Origin of the sequence: Prevotella pectinovora, from assembly GCF_000834015.1 — a bacterium.
GTDB classification, from domain to species: Bacteria; Bacteroidota; Bacteroidia; order Bacteroidales; family Bacteroidaceae; genus Prevotella; species Prevotella pectinovora.
Genome location: NZ_JXQI01000010.1, coordinates 22,473 through 38,653, shown reverse-complemented (window position 1 = coordinate 38,653; position 16,181 = coordinate 22,473). Strand labels below are relative to the sequence as shown.

General features: G+C 51.8%; 10 protein-coding genes. 6 read left to right on the top strand and 4 right to left on the bottom strand.

The window, feature by feature from the left end:
* Positions 1 to 54 precede the first annotated feature (54 nt).
* The 4 genes from ST42_RS00860 to nadB all read right to left on the bottom strand — a co-directional run bounded on the left by ST42_RS00860 (position 55) and on the right by nadB (position 5,567).
* Positions 55 to 1,767, bottom strand: coding sequence for an acyl-CoA dehydrogenase family protein (locus ST42_RS00860; protein ID WP_044071896.1), 1,713 nt, complete (start codon positions 1,765 to 1,767; stop codon positions 55 to 57).
* An 8-nt stretch (positions 1,768 to 1,775) separates the two neighbouring features.
* On the bottom strand, positions 1,776 to 2,798 hold the full coding sequence (locus ST42_RS00855) for an electron transfer flavoprotein subunit alpha/FixB family protein (protein WP_022316256.1): 1,023 nt from the start codon (positions 2,796 to 2,798) through the stop codon (positions 1,776 to 1,778).
* A 3-nt stretch (positions 2,799 to 2,801) separates the two neighbouring features.
* Positions 2,802 to 3,671 (bottom strand): electron transfer flavoprotein subunit beta/FixA family protein, encoded by an 870-nt coding sequence (locus ST42_RS00850; RefSeq protein WP_022316257.1) that lies wholly within the window; start codon positions 3,669 to 3,671, stop codon positions 2,802 to 2,804.
* A gap of 306 nt (positions 3,672 to 3,977) precedes the next feature.
* Positions 3,978 to 5,567, bottom strand: coding sequence for an L-aspartate oxidase (gene nadB, locus ST42_RS00840; protein ID WP_042519190.1), 1,590 nt, complete (start codon positions 5,565 to 5,567; stop codon positions 3,978 to 3,980).
* A gap of 230 nt (positions 5,568 to 5,797) precedes the next feature.
* Here nadB and dacB point away from each other — a divergent pair, with 230 nt between their 5' ends.
* From dacB to ST42_RS00810, 6 genes are all read left to right on the top strand, one after another.
* Entirely contained in the window at positions 5,798 to 7,165 is a 1,368-nt protein-coding gene (gene dacB / locus ST42_RS00835; RefSeq protein WP_044071895.1) for a D-alanyl-D-alanine carboxypeptidase/D-alanyl-D-alanine endopeptidase, read from the top strand.
* A 162-nt stretch (positions 7,166 to 7,327) separates the two neighbouring features.
* Positions 7,328 to 8,686, top strand: coding sequence for an MATE family efflux transporter (locus ST42_RS00830; protein WP_044071894.1), 1,359 nt, complete (start codon positions 7,328 to 7,330; stop codon positions 8,684 to 8,686).
* Positions 8,687 to 8,938: 252 nt separating this feature from the next.
* A complete protein-coding gene (locus ST42_RS00825; protein ID WP_022316261.1) occupies positions 8,939 to 9,124 on the top strand; it encodes a hypothetical protein in 186 nt (61 codons plus the stop codon).
* A 231-nt stretch (positions 9,125 to 9,355) separates the two neighbouring features.
* On the top strand, positions 9,356 to 10,915 hold the full coding sequence (locus ST42_RS00820) for an ATP-binding protein (RefSeq protein ID WP_082028539.1): 1,560 nt from the start codon (positions 9,356 to 9,358) through the stop codon (positions 10,913 to 10,915).
* A 351-nt stretch (positions 10,916 to 11,266) separates the two neighbouring features.
* Entirely contained in the window at positions 11,267 to 13,963 is a 2,697-nt protein-coding gene (locus tag ST42_RS00815; protein ID WP_042519183.1) for a TonB-dependent receptor, read from the top strand.
* A gap of 37 nt (positions 13,964 to 14,000) precedes the next feature.
* Positions 14,001 to 16,031 (top strand): choice-of-anchor J domain-containing protein, encoded by a 2,031-nt coding sequence (locus tag ST42_RS00810; RefSeq protein ID WP_044071892.1) that lies wholly within the window; start codon positions 14,001 to 14,003, stop codon positions 16,029 to 16,031.
* Positions 16,032 to 16,181 lie beyond the last annotated feature (150 nt).

Genomic DNA, 16,181 nt, shown 5'->3' with positions numbered 1-16,181 from the left:
GTGATACAGTCTGCATATCCCCTTAATATGTTGTATATATAAATTCTGATCCGCTTACTCTGCGGCACGGAAGTTCACCAAATCCTCGGCTATGAAGCTCTTGACATAGCAGCTGTGGCCGATTACCTCCTCCTCAGCATAGCGCACATAAACCTGTGCACTCTTGGCGAAGAGTTCCGGTGAGGCAGTAGCGTCACCGATGATGAGCAGCGACATGAGGATATCGGCAGTCATATCGTAGAGGCGACGGGCGAGGAAGTCAAGCACCTCCTGGTTTTCAGCCTGCTTCACGTATTCGAGCGACTGCTCGTAGAGCTCTATCATCTTTGCCACACGCACATGCAGCGGCTTCATATCCTCAGACACCTCTCTCTCGAGCATCTCCTTCATGATGTTGAGATAGGTGCTGTTGGTGATGTAACGCAATGCAGCTACAACCTGCAGCTGTGTCGTTCCCTCGTAGATAGAGAAGATACGTGCGTCGCGGTACAGGCGCTGACACTTGTATTCCATAATGAATCCCGAACCGCCATGCACCTGGATGCAGTCGTATACATTCTGGTTGGCATACTCAGAGTTCATACCCTTTGCCACTGGAGTGAAGGCATCAGCAAGACGGGCATACTTCTTCTGCTCCTGACGCTCCTCCGGAGTGAGTTTGCGCTCACGGGAGATATCTTCGAGAGCCTTGTAGATGTCAACGTAGCGTGCTGTCTGATACAGGATGCTGCGACCGGCGTCGAGCTTTGCCTTGATACGGGCAATCATATCGTATACGGCTGGGAACTTCACGATAGCCTCGCCAAACTGCTTGCGGTCCTTGGCATAGGCAAGAGCCTCGTCGTAGGCTGCCTGGCTCACGCCGACAGACTGTGCGGCGATACCCAGACGGGCACCGTTCATGAGCGCCATCACATATTTGATGAGTCCCATACGGGTGCTTCCGCAGAGTTCTGCCTTGGCATTCTTGTATACCAGCTCACAGGTAGGTGAACCGTGGATACCGAGCTTGTTCTCGATGTGGCGCACGGTAACGCCACCCTGGTTCTTGTCGTAGATAAACATTGAGAGTCCACGTCCGTCGTGTGTGCCTGCCTCTGAACGGGCCAGCACGAGATGGATGTCAGAGTCGCCGTTGGTGATGAAACGCTTCACACCATTGAGCAGCCAGCATCCCTCCTCCTCGCTGTATGTAGCCTTGAGCATTACGCGCTGCAAGTCAGAACCGGCATCAGGTTCAGTGAGGTCCATACTCATGGTCTCTCCGGCACATACACGTGGAATATACTTCTGGCGCTGCTCCTCAGAACCGAACTCATAGAGAGTCTCGATACAGTCCTGCAAGCTCCAGATGTTCTGGAATCCGGCATCTGCCGTAGCCACGATTTCCGAAGCCATGGAATAAGGAGTGATAGGCATGTTCAGACCGCCGTAGCGGCGAGGCATTGAGATGCCCCAGAGTCCTGCCTGACGTGTAGCCTCGATGTTCTCGTATGTTTTCGAAGCATAGTGCATGCGTCCCTCCACGAGGTGTGGACCTTCGAGGTCAACAGCCTCACTGTTGGGTTCGAGGATATTGGCGGCGATGTCGCCGGTGATGTCGAGCACACGCTTGTAGTTCTCGATGGCATCGTCGAAGTCTACGGGTGCATCCTCATACTTGTCTTTGTCTGCGAAGTTGCGTTCCTTGAGCTCAACGACGCGTTTCATTTCCGGGTGATTGAGATAGAAATCAAATTCCGGATGGTCGCTATAATAATTAGCCATGATGTTCTTTACTTTGAGTTCTGCTTATAATACTTTATGAGTTTTGGAACGACCTCCTCCACAGTGCCGTTGATTACATAGTCGGCAATCTTGTTGATAGGAGCCTCAGGGTCGTTGTTCACGGAGATGATGATACCAGAGTCCTGCATACCTGCGATATGCTGAATCTGACCGGAGATACCACATGCGATATACACCTTTGGATGCACTGTCACACCGGTCTGGCCAATCTGGCGGTCGTGGTCTACCCATCCAGCGTCAACAGCCGCACGGCTGGCGCCCACCTCTCCGTGGAGTTCCTTGGCGAGTTGGAATAGCATGTCGAAGCCTTCCTTGCTGCCCACGCCGTAGCCACCGGCAACGACGATCGGCGCACCCTTCAGGTTGTGCTTGGCAGCCTCAACGTGGCGGTCGATGACCTTCACCACATAGTCAGCCTCAGGCACATATTTTGCTACGTCCATATATACCACTTCATGCTTTGCCTCACCCTCGTATACGGCTTTCTGCATCACTCCGCTACGCACGGTAGCCATCTGTGGACGATGCTCCGGGTTTACGATTGTGGCAACGATGTTTCCGCCGAATGCCGGACGAATCTGATAGAGCAGGTTGTCATAATGCGTGCCGCTCTTCTTGTCGTCGAAATCACCGATTTCGAGCTGTGTACAGTCGGCTGTCAGTCCGCTTGTCAGCGATGACGACACTCTCGGACCGAGGTCACGGCCAATCACTGTTGCTCCCATGAGGCAGATCTGTGGCTTCTCCTCCTTGAAGAGGTTCACCAGGATATCCGTATGTGGTGCTGATGTGTATGGGAAGAGACCCTCTGCATCAAAGGCGAAGAGCTTGTCAACGCCATAAGGCAGTATCTGGTCTTCCACCTTGCCCTTGATGCCAGTACCGGCAACGATGGCATGAAGCTCCACACCAAGCTGGTTGGCGAGCTTGCGGCCTTTGGTAAGCAATTCCTGAGACACCTCGGCAACCGTGGTGTTCTCTATCTCGCAATATACAAATACGTTGTTCATCTCTTATCCAATAATCTTTTCGTCCAACAATTCTTTTATCATTCCCTCGATATCAGTGTCGGAAGCGGTGAGCGTCTTGCTCTCCTTGGCCTGGAACACGATATTCTTCACAGCCTTCACCTTGGTTGGCGAGCCGGCGAGTCCACACTGCTCCGGGTCGCCGTCAACATCGGCTACAGACCACTGGTTGAGCGTCAGATATGGGCGCTCGGCATAAAGCTCGGCGTATGGCATGTCTGCAGTGCGCTCCAAAGGCACGTTGGCACGCTTGTATTTCATCACGAGCTTGGCGTTGCAAGGACGGCAAGGAGCGGCGCTGCCGTTCACCGTGATGACGATAGGCATAGGAGCCTCTACGGTCTCCACTCCTCCGTCGATATGGCGACGGATGGTGAGCACGCCATTCTCACACTTCTCTATCTCCTCGGCATAAGTCACCTGAGAGAGTCCCAGCTTCTGTGCCACCTGTGGTCCCACCTGTGCAGTGTCACCGTCGATAGCCTGACGACCACCGATTACCACGTCGGCACCGCCGATTTTCTGGATTGCCGTAGCAAGTGCGTATGAGGTAGCGAGCGTGTCGGCACCAGCAAAGAGTCTGTCGGTCAGCAGCCATCCTGTGTCTGCTCCTCTATAGAGTCCCTGGCGGATGATCTCGGCAGCACGTGGAGGGCCCATGGTGAGGATACCCACTGTGGAGCCTGGATTCTGGTCTTTCAAACGTAACGCCTGTTCGAGGGCGTTCAAATCTTCAGGATTGAAAATTGCTGGCAATGCGGCACGGTTCACGGTGCCTTCAGCCGTCATGGCGTCTTTGCCAACATTGCGTGTGTCTGGTACCTGCTTGGCAAGTACAATGATTTTTAAACCCATATTATTCTGTTATAATGTAAAGTTCATGTTATACAATAGGTGCAAAAATACGATTTTTTTGTTGTGCTGCAAAGAAAAGCACGAAAAAGCTAACAATACAGGTTATAAAAAGACCTGTCTGTTACATTATGAAATGCTAATTTCCTATCATTATGCTGTTTATGACCTTGTCTTGTCAGCAAATGCCAAACCGTCCCTTTTTACTCCAAAAACAACAAAGCCCAAACCTGTCATCCGGAACATCGCCTGATGACTGGTTTGGGGTTAATGCTATATATATCTTTCCGTCAGCCATCCACTCTCCTATTACTTCTTGTCGTAAGCATGAAGAGGATAGTCGATGGTGAAATGCAGACCACGACACTCCTTACGCTCTATTGCCTGACGTGTGATGAGGTAGCCCACGTTTATCATGTTTCTAAGTTCACAGATATCCTTGCTCGCCTTCACCCTCTTGAAGAGCGACTCTGTCTCTTCATAGAGCAGGTCGAGACGGTTCCATGCACGTTTCAGTCTGAGGTCACTTCTCACGATGCCCACATAGTTGCTCATTATCTGTCCCACTTCCTTCACGCTCTGCGTGATGAGCACTTTCTCCTCATTGGTCAGGGTGCCCTGGTCGTCCCACTCCGGCACATGCACATTGAAGTCATATTCATCAATGTGTGCCAGACTGTGCTTTGCAGCCGCATCGGCATATACCACAGCCTCGATGAGCGAGTTGCTTGCCAGACGGTTGCCTCCGTGAAGTCCTGTGCATGAGCATTCGCCGATGGCATAGAGGCGCTTGATGCTCGACTCGCCGTTGAGGTCCACCTTGATGCCGCCGCACATATAATGGGCTGCCGGCCTTACGGGGATATACTCCTTGGTGATGTCGATGCCGATACTCAGACATTTCTTGTATATATTCGGGAAATGATGCTTTGTCTCCTCCGGATCCTTGTGGGTCACGTCCAGACACACATGGTCGATACCGTGTATCTTCATCTCCTTGTCGATGGCACGCGCCACGATGTCGCGGGGAGCGAGACTCAACCGCTTGTCGTATTTCTCCATGAACGACTCTCCGTTGGGCAGTCGCAGGATGCCGCCGTAGCCTCTCATCGCCTCTGTGATGAGGTATGCGGGATGGGTCTCTTGCGGATTATATAATGATGTGGGATGGAACTGCACGAACTCCATGTCCTGCACCGTTCCCTTTGCGCGGTATACCATTGCCTCTCCGTCGCCGGTGGCTATCACGGGGTTTGTGGTGGTCTGGTACACGGCTCCGCATCCTCCGGTACACATCAGTGTGACCTTACTCAGATACGTGTCCACCTTCTGTGTCTCCGGGTTCAGCACGTAAGCTCCATAACACTGTATGTTCGGCGTGCGGCGCGTCACCACTATTCCGAGATGGTGCTGCGTTATTATCTCTACTGCGAAATGATTCTCCTTGATGTCGATGTCCGGATTGCTGCGCACGGCCTCCATCAGTCCTCGTTGGATCTCGGCTCCTGTGTCGTCGGCATGGTGCAGGATACGGAACTCAGAGTGTCCTCCCTCACGGTGCAGATCGAAGCTGCCGTCTTCCTTGCGGTCGAAGTGCACTCCCCACTTCACCAGTTCATCAATCTGCTCCGGTGCATTCCTTACCACTTGCTCCACAGCTTCCACATCATTGATGTAGTCACCGGCTATCATAGTGTCTTCGATATGCTTATCGAAATTGTCTATCTTGAGATTCGTCACCGATGCCACTCCTCCCTGGGCGAAGTATGTATTCGCCTCATCGAGCGTTGTTTTGCAGATCAGGCATATCTTGCCTTTGTGTTCTCTTGCTACCTTTAGCGCATAGCTCATTCCGGCGACGCCGGCACCGATAATGAGAAAATCGTATTTATAAACCATAAAGACGTTTGTTTTAATCAATGCAAAAGTAATAAGATTTTCTTAAAACGGATAAATATCGGAGGCTTTTTGTAGGTTATTACATTCTTTAATAGTAATTATTCCACTTTTTCGCCCAAAAGTTCGTAATTTTGTATGCGTTATGGAATTTGGAGTACCATAGCAGCGACTTTTTCCTGTTGCTTTTCCATTGGCACACCAACATCAAACCCATCTGAACATATCAATAAATGAAAAAGAGAAAACTGTTTGCAAGTGGCATAATAAGTCTTGCGGCGCTGTTGCTGCTTCCGATGTATGCCACCGACGAGGTCACTCATTGCGCATTTGCCCAAGAGACCTGCCTCAACGAAATATTCAATGACGACGACACCGTAATCGTAGACACCGTCGACGTGGACACCATGACGATTGGCATCCAGCAGAACGACTCCACCGACGAGGCGTCTGACGACGGCGACGACATCAGTTACGACGACGAGAACCTGCCGTGGCCGGAGAATGTGAGACACAGGATTGAGAAGATTTTCGACAACACCACGATATTCAACACCTCGATGGTGGGAATGAAAATCTACGACCTCACCGCCGACTCCACTATCTACGAACGCAACGCCTCTCAGCTGATGCGCCCTGCCAGCACTCTGAAGATGATGGTGGCGGTGACGGCTATCGACCGTCTGGGTGCAGGCTACGAACTGAAGACGCGCATGGCATATACAGGCAGGACAGACAGTCTGACGCTCCGCGGAAACCTGTATGTGAAAGGTGGCTTCGACCCCACGATAGGGAGCGACGACATCGCCGAGTTTGCCGACAGCGTGAAGGCGCTCGGCATCGACACCATCGACGGCAACATATATCTCGACCTCACGATGAAAGACAAGGACCGTCTTGGCGAGGGTTGGTGCTGGGACGACGACAATCCTGTGCTCTCTCCACTGCTCGCCGGCAGGAAGGAGGAGTTCGGCGAGAGACTGCAGAGGAAGCTCAGACAGAATGGTATCACCGTGACAGGAACGTGCAGCAACGGTTCGATGCCCTCCGGCGCTCACACCTTATATATAAAGCGCACCCCATTGCTCGAAGTGATGCGCCGCCAGCTGAAGCGCAGCGACAACCTCTATTCTGAAGCGATATTCTATCAGCTGGCTGCCGAAGTGGCAGGACGCAACACCGCATCTGCAAGACATGGCAGACAGGCGGTGAACGCCATAATATCCAAGGTGGGCAGGAGGCCTTCGGCATATTATATCGCCGACGGCAGCGGACTGTCGCTATACAACTACGTGTCGCCGGAACTGGAAGTGGACTTCCTGAGATATGCCTACCGCCATCCTGAAATCTACGACAACATGCTGCCTTGCCTGCCTATAGCCGGAGTGGACGGCACTCTCTCGAAACGCATGCGTAAAGGGGCAGCACATGAGAACGTGAAGGCAAAGACGGGCACGGTGACAGGTGTCAGTTCGCTCGCCGGATATCTCACCACGGCCAACGGTCACCGCATCTGCTTCTCTATCATAAACATGGGAATCAGACATTCTTCTTCTGGCAGGAACTTCCAGGACAAGGTCTGTCAGGCTCTCTGCAAATGACGGTGGGACGGACATCTGACTTTTACGGACTCCCCGAAGCGGCATCCGTCTTTTCATCCCGAAACGGCAATCAGACAGTCTCGGGGCTTGACATACAGGATAAAAAAACGACAACCAGAGCATAGGAAACGCAAGTACTGAAGCGGTACGACAATAACAAAGATGAAGAAGCAAAGAGACAACTACACTTTTCTCACTCACGCTCCCGTACACAGGGTGATTGTAAGCATGGCGGTACCCACCATAATATCAATGCTGGTGACAAGCATATACGGAATGGTCGACACATACTACGTGGGACAGATAAACACGCAGAGCACTGCCGCCGTGGGCATTTCATTCTCTATAATGACCATCATACAGGCAATCGGATTCTTCTTCGGACACGGTTCGGGCAACTACATATCACGGATGCTCGGCGCAAAGCGCACCGACGAGGCTAAATACATGGCTGCCACAGGACTTGTGGGCAGCGTGACTTTCGGTCTGGCGGTTGCAGTGGTGGGACTGGCGTTTCTTTCCGACATCTGCATATTCCTCGGTTCCACGGAGACCATTCTGCCATACACGGAACGATACCTGGGCATAATCCTCGTGGGAGCGCCGTTCATGACGGGTGCCTTCACGCTGAACAACCAGATGCGCTTTCAAGGCAACGCCAAATATGCCATGTATGGCATACTCAGCGGTGTGGTGCTCAACGTGGTGCTCGCACCGATACTGATATTCTATTTCTGTCTGGGAATAACGGGGGCTGCCGTGGCTACGCTCGTGAGCCAGACGATGAGTTTCTTCATACTGTTCAACATGACTCGCCATCGGGGCAATATAGCCATTGAACTAAGGAACTGCCGCCTTTCGGGCGCCTTCGCCAAGGAAATAGTCATCAACGGCACTCCGTCGCTCTCACGACAGGGACTGGCGAGCGTTGCCACGATAATGCTGAACATCGCTGCGGGGGCCTACGGCGACGCTGCCATAGCGGGAATGTCGATAGTGACGAGGATTTCCAATTTTGTGTATGCCGGCATTGTGGGACTGGGACAGGGATTCCAGCCGCTTTGCGGATTCTGCTGCGGAGCGAAGCTGCTCGACAGGATATACGAGGGCTTTGTTTACTGCATAAAGATAGGCACGGTGTTCTTCCTCGCCATCACCATAATAGGCTTCATATTCACGGAACCCATAATATCGGTATTCCGCGACGACCCTGCCGTAATAGCCGTCGGCACAGCGGCTTTCCGCTGGCAGCTCATCACCTACCCTCTCATCGCCACCATCATCCTCACCAACATGCTGTCGCAGACGGCACGCAAACCGATGCGTGCCAATCTCGTGGCCGCCTCGCGCAGCGGTATGTTCTTCATCCCGGCGGTATTCATCCTCCCATTGTTTCTCGGTCTGCAGGGTGTGGAGATGAGTCAGGCGGTGTCCGACCTCTGTTCGTTCCTCCTATCAGTGCCTGTGGCATGGAGCGTGTTCCGCGATCTGAAAAAGGATTTCGGGAATGACCATGGTTAACCCCAGAATCCAGGCTAGCCATAATGCCAGATTCTGGACTAACGAAAAATGTTTTTCTCCGGAAAAGTGTCAAAGTATCATTTTCCGGTTCCCCACAGCATCCAAAGTCAAACAAGCCAACAAGTTACCGTTATGACACTTTTCTGAATGCTTTACAGAAAAGTATCATAAAAGTATCATTGAAGTATCATGCCGCTTTGCGCCACCCGGAGATTTCCAAACCACAATCATTGGCAAGGATAACAAAACCTCATGAAACAGGCAACGATTGTGCCCAACCGGGGCAAGCAGCGTTCTCAAGTGGGGCAAGCAGCGTGCCCCAAGTGGGCAAGCAGCGTGCCCAAAACTGAGCCTAAAGTTTCCATAAGAAGAAACACCCGTAAAGGAAATGAAAAGAAGCGGCATCTGAACAAACTCTTTCCTGTTGATGAGGAATGACATTATGCTTACTCGTCGATTTTTTCATACATAAAGGATGTTCATCATATACAAATTGATCGAGTCATTGGATAACAATAAATTATCCAATGCTTGAGAATGCCCCTTTATGGTATTGCCATGGAGCGTTTTTTGTAAAAGACTTGCCGTTTATTCAAATAATCACTATATTTGCAATAGAATGCAGCATATCGCATCCTACATGGATGAATAACAGCAAAACAAATGACCATGGCACAGGCAAGAAAATATCCGATAGGCATACAGACGTTCAGCGAGATTCGGGAACGTAACTATCTTTATATCGACAAGACGCAGTATCTTGTGGATTTCATCGACAAGGGTTATAAGTATGTTTTCCTGAGCCGCCCGAGGCGGTTCGGCAAGTCGCTGTTTGCCTCGATGATCCATGCTTATTACGAGGGGCGCAAGGACCTGTTCGAAGGCCTCGCCATGGGAGAGTATGAGAAGGACTGGGTGAAGCATCCCGTGCTGCACTTCGACATGAGTGCAGCCAAGCACATGGACAAGGACATGCTCGAGCGTTATCTTGCCGACATGCTCACCGACCAGGAAGCCGTTTTTGGCTACAAGAGCGAAAAGCAAGACCCCAACATTCGCTTGAAAGACCTGGTGGTGACGGCAAACAGGCTAACAGGCCGGAAAGTGGCGCTCATCATCGATGAGTACGACGCGCCGCTGCTTGACGTGGTGCACGAGGAGCAGAACCTTGTCGCCCTGCGCCGCGCGATGCAGAACTTCTATTCGCCCATCAAGTCGCTCGACCCGTATCTTGAGTTCGTGTTCCTCACGGGCATCACCAAGTTTGCGCAGCTCAGCATCTTCAGTGAGCTGAACAACCTGTTCAACATCTCCATGTACGACAAGTATTCCGCCATCTGCGGCATCAGCAGCGAGGAGCTCCACACTCAGATGCTGCCCGATGTGGAGCGCCTTGCCGAGCACCTGCACCTCAGCGTGGACGAGACATTCGAACGGCTCAAGCGGAAATACGACGGCTATCATTTCAGCAAGAACTCTGAGGATGTGTACAATCCGTTCAGCTTGATCAAAGCCCTTGCCTCAGGCGACATCGGCGACTACTGGTTCGACTCGGGCACGCCCACCTACATCATCAAATTGCTCCAGAAATACAATGTCGGCTTGCGCGACCTCACTGGCCAGGACGCCGGAGTGAGCGACTTCGACGTGTCGCCAGAGAACATGACCACCGCCCTTCCGTTGCTCTACCAGAGCGGCTACCTCACCATCAAGCACTACGAACCGATGATCGACCTCTACACGCTGGGCTATCCCAACGAGGAGGTGCGCACGGGGATGGTGCGCTCGCTTGCCGCCAACTACCTCACGCCGGCCGAGGGCACCAACAGCAGTTTCGTCATCAAGTTTGTCAAGGCGGTCATCGCCGACGACATGGAGCAAGCGCTCACGCTGATGCGCGCCTATCTCGCCGGCGTGTCCTACCGCCTGTCGAACAAGACGGAGCGCGACGTGCAGACCATCTTCTATCTGGTGTTCTCGCTCATCGGCTCGTTCATCAAGGTGGAGGAGGAAAGTGCGCACGGCAGGGCCGACGTGGTGATCACGCTGCCCTCGGTGGTCTACGTCATGGAGTTGAAGTTTGACGGCTCCGCCGACGCCGCGCTCCGCCAGATTGACGAGAAGGGCTATCTCATCCCCTATACAGCCGACGGCAAACGGCTGGTAAAGGTGGGCGTGAACTACAGCAGCGAGGAACGCACCATCACGGAGTGGCGGATAGAAGGATAGCTGCGACTCTTTATCAAAAAAAATTGAAAAGTATTTGCGTGTCTCAATCATTATAAGTGTCTTCGCTCCGATAATTCAAGTATCTCAAAATGAGGAGTAAACTGCACTGTAAGAAATGCTTCCAGTGTTGCCTTGTCAAATTAGTCCGTTGTCAATGGACCAATTACTATTTCATCACTGCCTGCTAAAACAGGTTCGTTAATTCGTCCCGTTTTCTTCTTTTCCCAACATTATTTGGCGGTTTCCCATTAAAATTACATTACAAAGCGCCTTTTTGTTTAACATTTATAGGGTTATTAAACATTAATTTGTATATTTGTGCAGTATTAATCAACTTTTACAAATTTAAGTATGAAAAATCATCTAAAACATCTCCTTCTCGTGGCTGTGCTGGCCATTGTCGGCACGGTGACGGCAGTGGCTCAGTCCACGCTAAGAGGTAAGGTAGTTGATGCGGAAAACAACGAACCGCTCATCGGTGCTACGGTAACCGTTAACGGCGTCAAGGTGGCAACCGACATCGACGGTGCTTTCACAGTGAAAGGCGTAAAGGGAACTGCAGAAATCACTGTAGACTACATCGGCTACAAGTCTAAATCCATGAAGACCAATGCCAGCAAGGGCGACATCGCCACCATCAGCCTGAAGCCAGATGGACGCATGCTCGACGACGTAGTGGTGACATCACAGGTGGCTGTGGCAAGAAAGACTCCGGTGGCTGTGTCTTCCGTTCCGCTCTCGTTCATCGAGGAGAAAATCGGAACACAGGAGTTCCCCGAGATCCTCAAGTCTACCCCTGGCGTGCATGCCAACAAAGAGGGTGGTGGCTATGGCGACTCTGAGATATACATGCGTGGATTCGACAACACCAACATCGCCGTAATGGTGAACGGTGTGCCTATGAACGACATGGAGAACCAGAACGTATACTGGTCTAACTGGGCAGGTCTGACCGACGTGACCCGTTCTATGCAGACACAGCGCGGACTCGGTGCTTCAAAGGTGTCGGCACCTTCTGTAGGTGGTACCATCAACATCATCACAAAGTCTATCGAGGCAAAGAAGGGCGGATCGATATATTATGGTATGGGCAACGACAACATGAACAAGGTGATGTTCACCGTTTCTACTGGTCTGTCAAAGACAGGATGGTCGATGACATTGCTCGGTTCAAAGACATGGGGCGACGGATACGTGCAGGGCACTGAATTCTCAGGCTACACATACTTCCTGAACATCTCCAAGCGTCTGAACGACAAGCACCAGCTCTCGTTCACCGCCTTCGGAGCTCCTCAGGAGCACTTCCAGCGCAAAGACGCGCTGACTCTCGCCGACTGGAAGATGACAGAGCAGGTGTGGGGAGTGAAAGACCACAAGTATAACCCTACTTACGGTTTCGACAGCAACGGCAAGATGCGCTCTGCCGAATATAACGTTTACCACAAGCCTCAGCTGAGCCTCAACCACCAGTGGCAGATCAACGACAATTCGTCGTTGAGCACCGTGCTCTATATGAGCATCGGCCGTGGATACGGATACAGCGGACAGGCGAATACCGACTACGGATACTCTTACACCGACTGGTATGGAGCATACAAGGGAGTGATGCAGAACAAGTTCCGCAAGGCTGACGGCACATTCGACTATGGCGCTGTAGAGGAACTGAACGCCAACAACGAGAACGGTTCTATCATGGTGATGACAAAGGCGAAGAACTACCACAACTGGTATGGACTCGTTTCTACATACAACACCAAACTGACAAAGGACATCGACTTCTACGGTGGTGTAGACTTCCGCTTCTACAAGGGCACACACACCAACGACATCGTTGACCTCTATGGAGGCAAATATTTCATCGACAGCACCCGCAAGTCGGTGAAACCTGAAAACAACGCCAATGCCGCAAACCAGAGCTGGGTATACCAGAAGCTCGGCGTGGGCGATGCTGTATATCGCGACTATGACGGACACGTGGTTCAGGAAGGTGCCTTCTTCCAGGCTGAATACTCCAAGAACGGTCTCTCTTCATTCCTCTCTGGTTCGCTCTCAAACACTTCTTACTGGCGTTACGACCGTCTCTACTACGACAAGAAAAACGCTGAGTCTGAGACCAAGAACTATCTCGGCTTCACCGTGAAGGGTGGTGCCAACTACAACTTCAACGAGCATCACAACGCATTCTTCAACGTGGGCTACATCAGCCGCGCTCCTAAGTTCAACTACGGTGCGTTCCTCTCATTCGCATCAAGCAACGTGACTAACCCTGACGCCAAGAACGAGAAAGTAGTATCGTTCGAACTTGGCTACGGCTACCGTCTGAAGTGGCTGCAGGTTGACGTGAACGCTTATTGGACAAAGTGGCTCGACAAGACAATGGCAAAGAGCTCTACAGTGGGCACGGCACAGGTTGACGCCTTCGTGAACATGACCGGCGTGAACGCACTGCACAAGGGTATCGAAATCGAGGCAAAGGCAAGTCCGCTCTACTGGCTCGACGTGAACGCCATGTTCTCTATCGGCGACTGGAAATGGGACAGCAATGCCAAGGGATACGTGTTTGACTACAACGGACAGCCTCTCACAAAGGACGGAAGCATAGCAAGCGGTATCGGAGCTGAAGACCATCTCTCTACGGGTATCAACCTGAAGGGTATCCATGTTGGCGGCGCCGCTCAGACAACGGCAGCTCTCGGCGCTACAATCAAGATCGGCAAGGAGATTCGTATCGGTGCCGACTGGACTCTCTACGCCCGCAACTATGCCTACTATTCTATCTCGGGCAGCAACCTCTCACTGGGCAAGACAAACACCGTGGCTGACCCATGGAGAGTGCCTACAGCAAGCCAGTTCGACCTCAACGCATCTTACAAGTTCAAGATTGCAGGTCTGAACGCCACAATCTCGGGCAACGTGAACAACCTCTTCGACTATCAGTATCTGGGCAAGGTGTGGAACCCAAGTTCCGGCACTGCAACAAAGGACAACATCTACGGATTCTATGCCTTCGGACGCACGTTCAGCACAAGACTGAAGATCAATTTCTAATCAACCGTATACATTATATATATAACATTAGAAGAATATGAAAAAGATATATTTACTGTCGGCTGTCGCCCTGCTGTCGCTTACCGCGTGTAACGACTTTGAAGACCAGTTTCATATCGGCGACCAGATTACCGACGTGAAGAAGGATTTGCCAATAGTGCTCGAGGATGGCGACTACACCGCCATCGCCAATCTCGCAGCCAACAAGGCTCTCGCCGCACAGCTCGACGAGCAGAGCGGAACTACAGCGTATACCGACGCGTTGAATAAACTCGGCACACAGAAGTATTTCGACAATATGATTACCGCCGACCAGTTCCTGCCGGCATTCATCAACAACAAATATCCTGCTGCCGACCTGGGCTCTACGTTCAAGGTGACATACAACGAGTATTGCGGAAAATCGGAATATCTCGCCGACTTCGACAACATGAAGGGTGAATACACTCTGACTGCCGACGACTACAACACGATCTGGGACGGTGCGTCAACGGCTACATACCTCACTCCTTCTACAGAGAACAAGATAGCTGCCGCACTGAAGACAGCAAAAGCCGATGCCAAGGCTGGCGACATCATGGTGGTGAACTACTCTTACTCTGAGTTTGAACCTGCCGGCGGAGGCTCTCAGACAGAGAGTCAATACACCAAGATTTCTGACGTCATCGCAGGTGGCGTGGGTACTTACACCGTGAAGGGCAAGGTGCCGGCAGTTTACAGCCGCGGCTTCCTGCTCTACGACGGAACCGGTTATATCCTCGTATACAAGACCAGCGACGTGAAGGTTGGCGACGAGGTGGCTGTTAGCGGAACGACCACAGAATATGGCGGTCTGCAGCAGTATCCTACCGACGGCACAGAGGTTTCTGTATTGAAGGCTGGCAACGGCACATACACACAGCCTAAGGCTAAGACCATGGGCAGCGCCGACTTTGAGGCTTATGCCAATGCCCCTTACGTGGCATACGTGACATATACCGGCAAACTGACAATCAACGGCAACTACTACAACGTGGCTATCGACGGAACTGAGAAGCAGGGAAGTCTGGCTTACGTTCCGGAAGGAATGGTAAGCGCCGACCTCAACGGCAAGAACGTGGTGGTTTACGGATACACCGTAGGTTCTGCTTCAAAGGGCAAATACGTGAACACCATGGTGACAAGCGTTGCAGAGGCTGCTTCGGGTGCCAAGATGAACGGAATGCGCCGCGCTGCCGCTTCGAAGGCAAACAAGTCGGTGGTATACAAGTTTGACGGCACTGCATGGAAGACATACACCACTTCTGACGCCAAGGTGATGGCTGTTCAGCCTGCTATGTATGAGGCTGTAGGCTCTACCACAATCGGCAAACCTGCCAACTATCTGCCTCAGCTGCTGCAGCAGGCTTATCCTTTCGCCGCTGACGGACAGAAGGTGGCTGTGGTATACCGCAAGTCGGCTACGGCAATGGCTGTAGTGGAATACACATATTCTGCCACTGAGGGATGGGCAGAGTCTAAGGTATACAAGAAGGAGACCACCACTTTCGCCAACACCGAGAATGGCTATGAGGCTCAGATAAGCATGTATCTCAACGAGTCGCTGCTCGGCAACGAGGGTGGCTTCGTGGCATACAACATCAACATCGGCACACTGAGCTACGTATGGTCTAACACCGCGGCTTACGGATGGAAGGCTTCGGCATTCGCCAACAAGGTGAACCAGGCTGCCGAGAGCTGGCTCGTTTCGCCTGCACTCAACATGAAGAAGGGCAAAGACCCTGTAATCTCATTCGAAGAGGCACTCAACTTCCTGGGTTCCAACAACCTGACTGACTTCATACAGGTGAAGGTGTCTACCAACTTCGACGGCACCGACGTGAAGGCTGCCACATGGGAGGACGTGGAGTTTGACCCGGCTACACGCTCTGCCGGCGACTCTTGGAGCTTCGTAACCGTTGGTCCTGCTTCGCTCGCAAAATATGTAGGCAACACTATCCATATCGCCTTCGTATACAAGAGCACTGACGAAGTGGCTCCTACATACGAGTTCAAGAACATCGTGGTGAAGGAGAGAGACGCTGAATAACAGTAATTTCCCCGAATATCAAAGCGGCAATCAGAAACCGGGTCTTCGATGACTTGAGATTCTCATTACCGCTTTGAACAGAATCATAAAAAAGAAGGATGCCAAAGCGACATCCTTCTTTTTTTATGATTTAACCCAAATCGGTCATTA

Bases quoted from the DNA above. Each gene is read 5' to 3' on its own strand.
- ST42_RS00820 (WP_082028539.1), top strand. From the start codon at position 9,356: ATGGCACAGGCAAGAAAATATCCGATAGGCATACAGACGTTCAGCGAG.
- ST42_RS00850 (WP_022316257.1), bottom strand. From the start codon at position 3,671: ATGGGTTTAAAAATCATTGTACTTGCCAAGCAGGTACCAGACACACGC.
- ST42_RS00830 (WP_044071894.1), top strand. From the start codon at position 7,328: ATGAAGAAGCAAAGAGACAACTACACTTTTCTCACTCACGCTCCCGTA.
- ST42_RS00855 (WP_022316256.1), bottom strand. From the start codon at position 2,798: ATGAACAACGTATTTGTATATTGCGAGATAGAGAACACCACGGTTGCC.
- ST42_RS00860 (WP_044071896.1), bottom strand. From the start codon at position 1,767: ATGGCTAATTATTATAGCGACCATCCGGAATTTGATTTCTATCTCAAT.
- nadB (WP_042519190.1), bottom strand. From the start codon at position 5,567: ATGGTTTATAAATACGATTTTCTCATTATCGGTGCCGGCGTCGCCGGA.
- dacB (WP_044071895.1), top strand. From the start codon at position 5,798: ATGAAAAAGAGAAAACTGTTTGCAAGTGGCATAATAAGTCTTGCGGCG.
- ST42_RS00825 (WP_022316261.1), top strand. From the start codon at position 8,939: ATGAAACAGGCAACGATTGTGCCCAACCGGGGCAAGCAGCGTTCTCAA.
- ST42_RS00810 (WP_044071892.1), top strand. From the start codon at position 14,001: ATGAAAAAGATATATTTACTGTCGGCTGTCGCCCTGCTGTCGCTTACC.
- ST42_RS00815 (WP_042519183.1), top strand. From the start codon at position 11,267: ATGAAAAATCATCTAAAACATCTCCTTCTCGTGGCTGTGCTGGCCATT.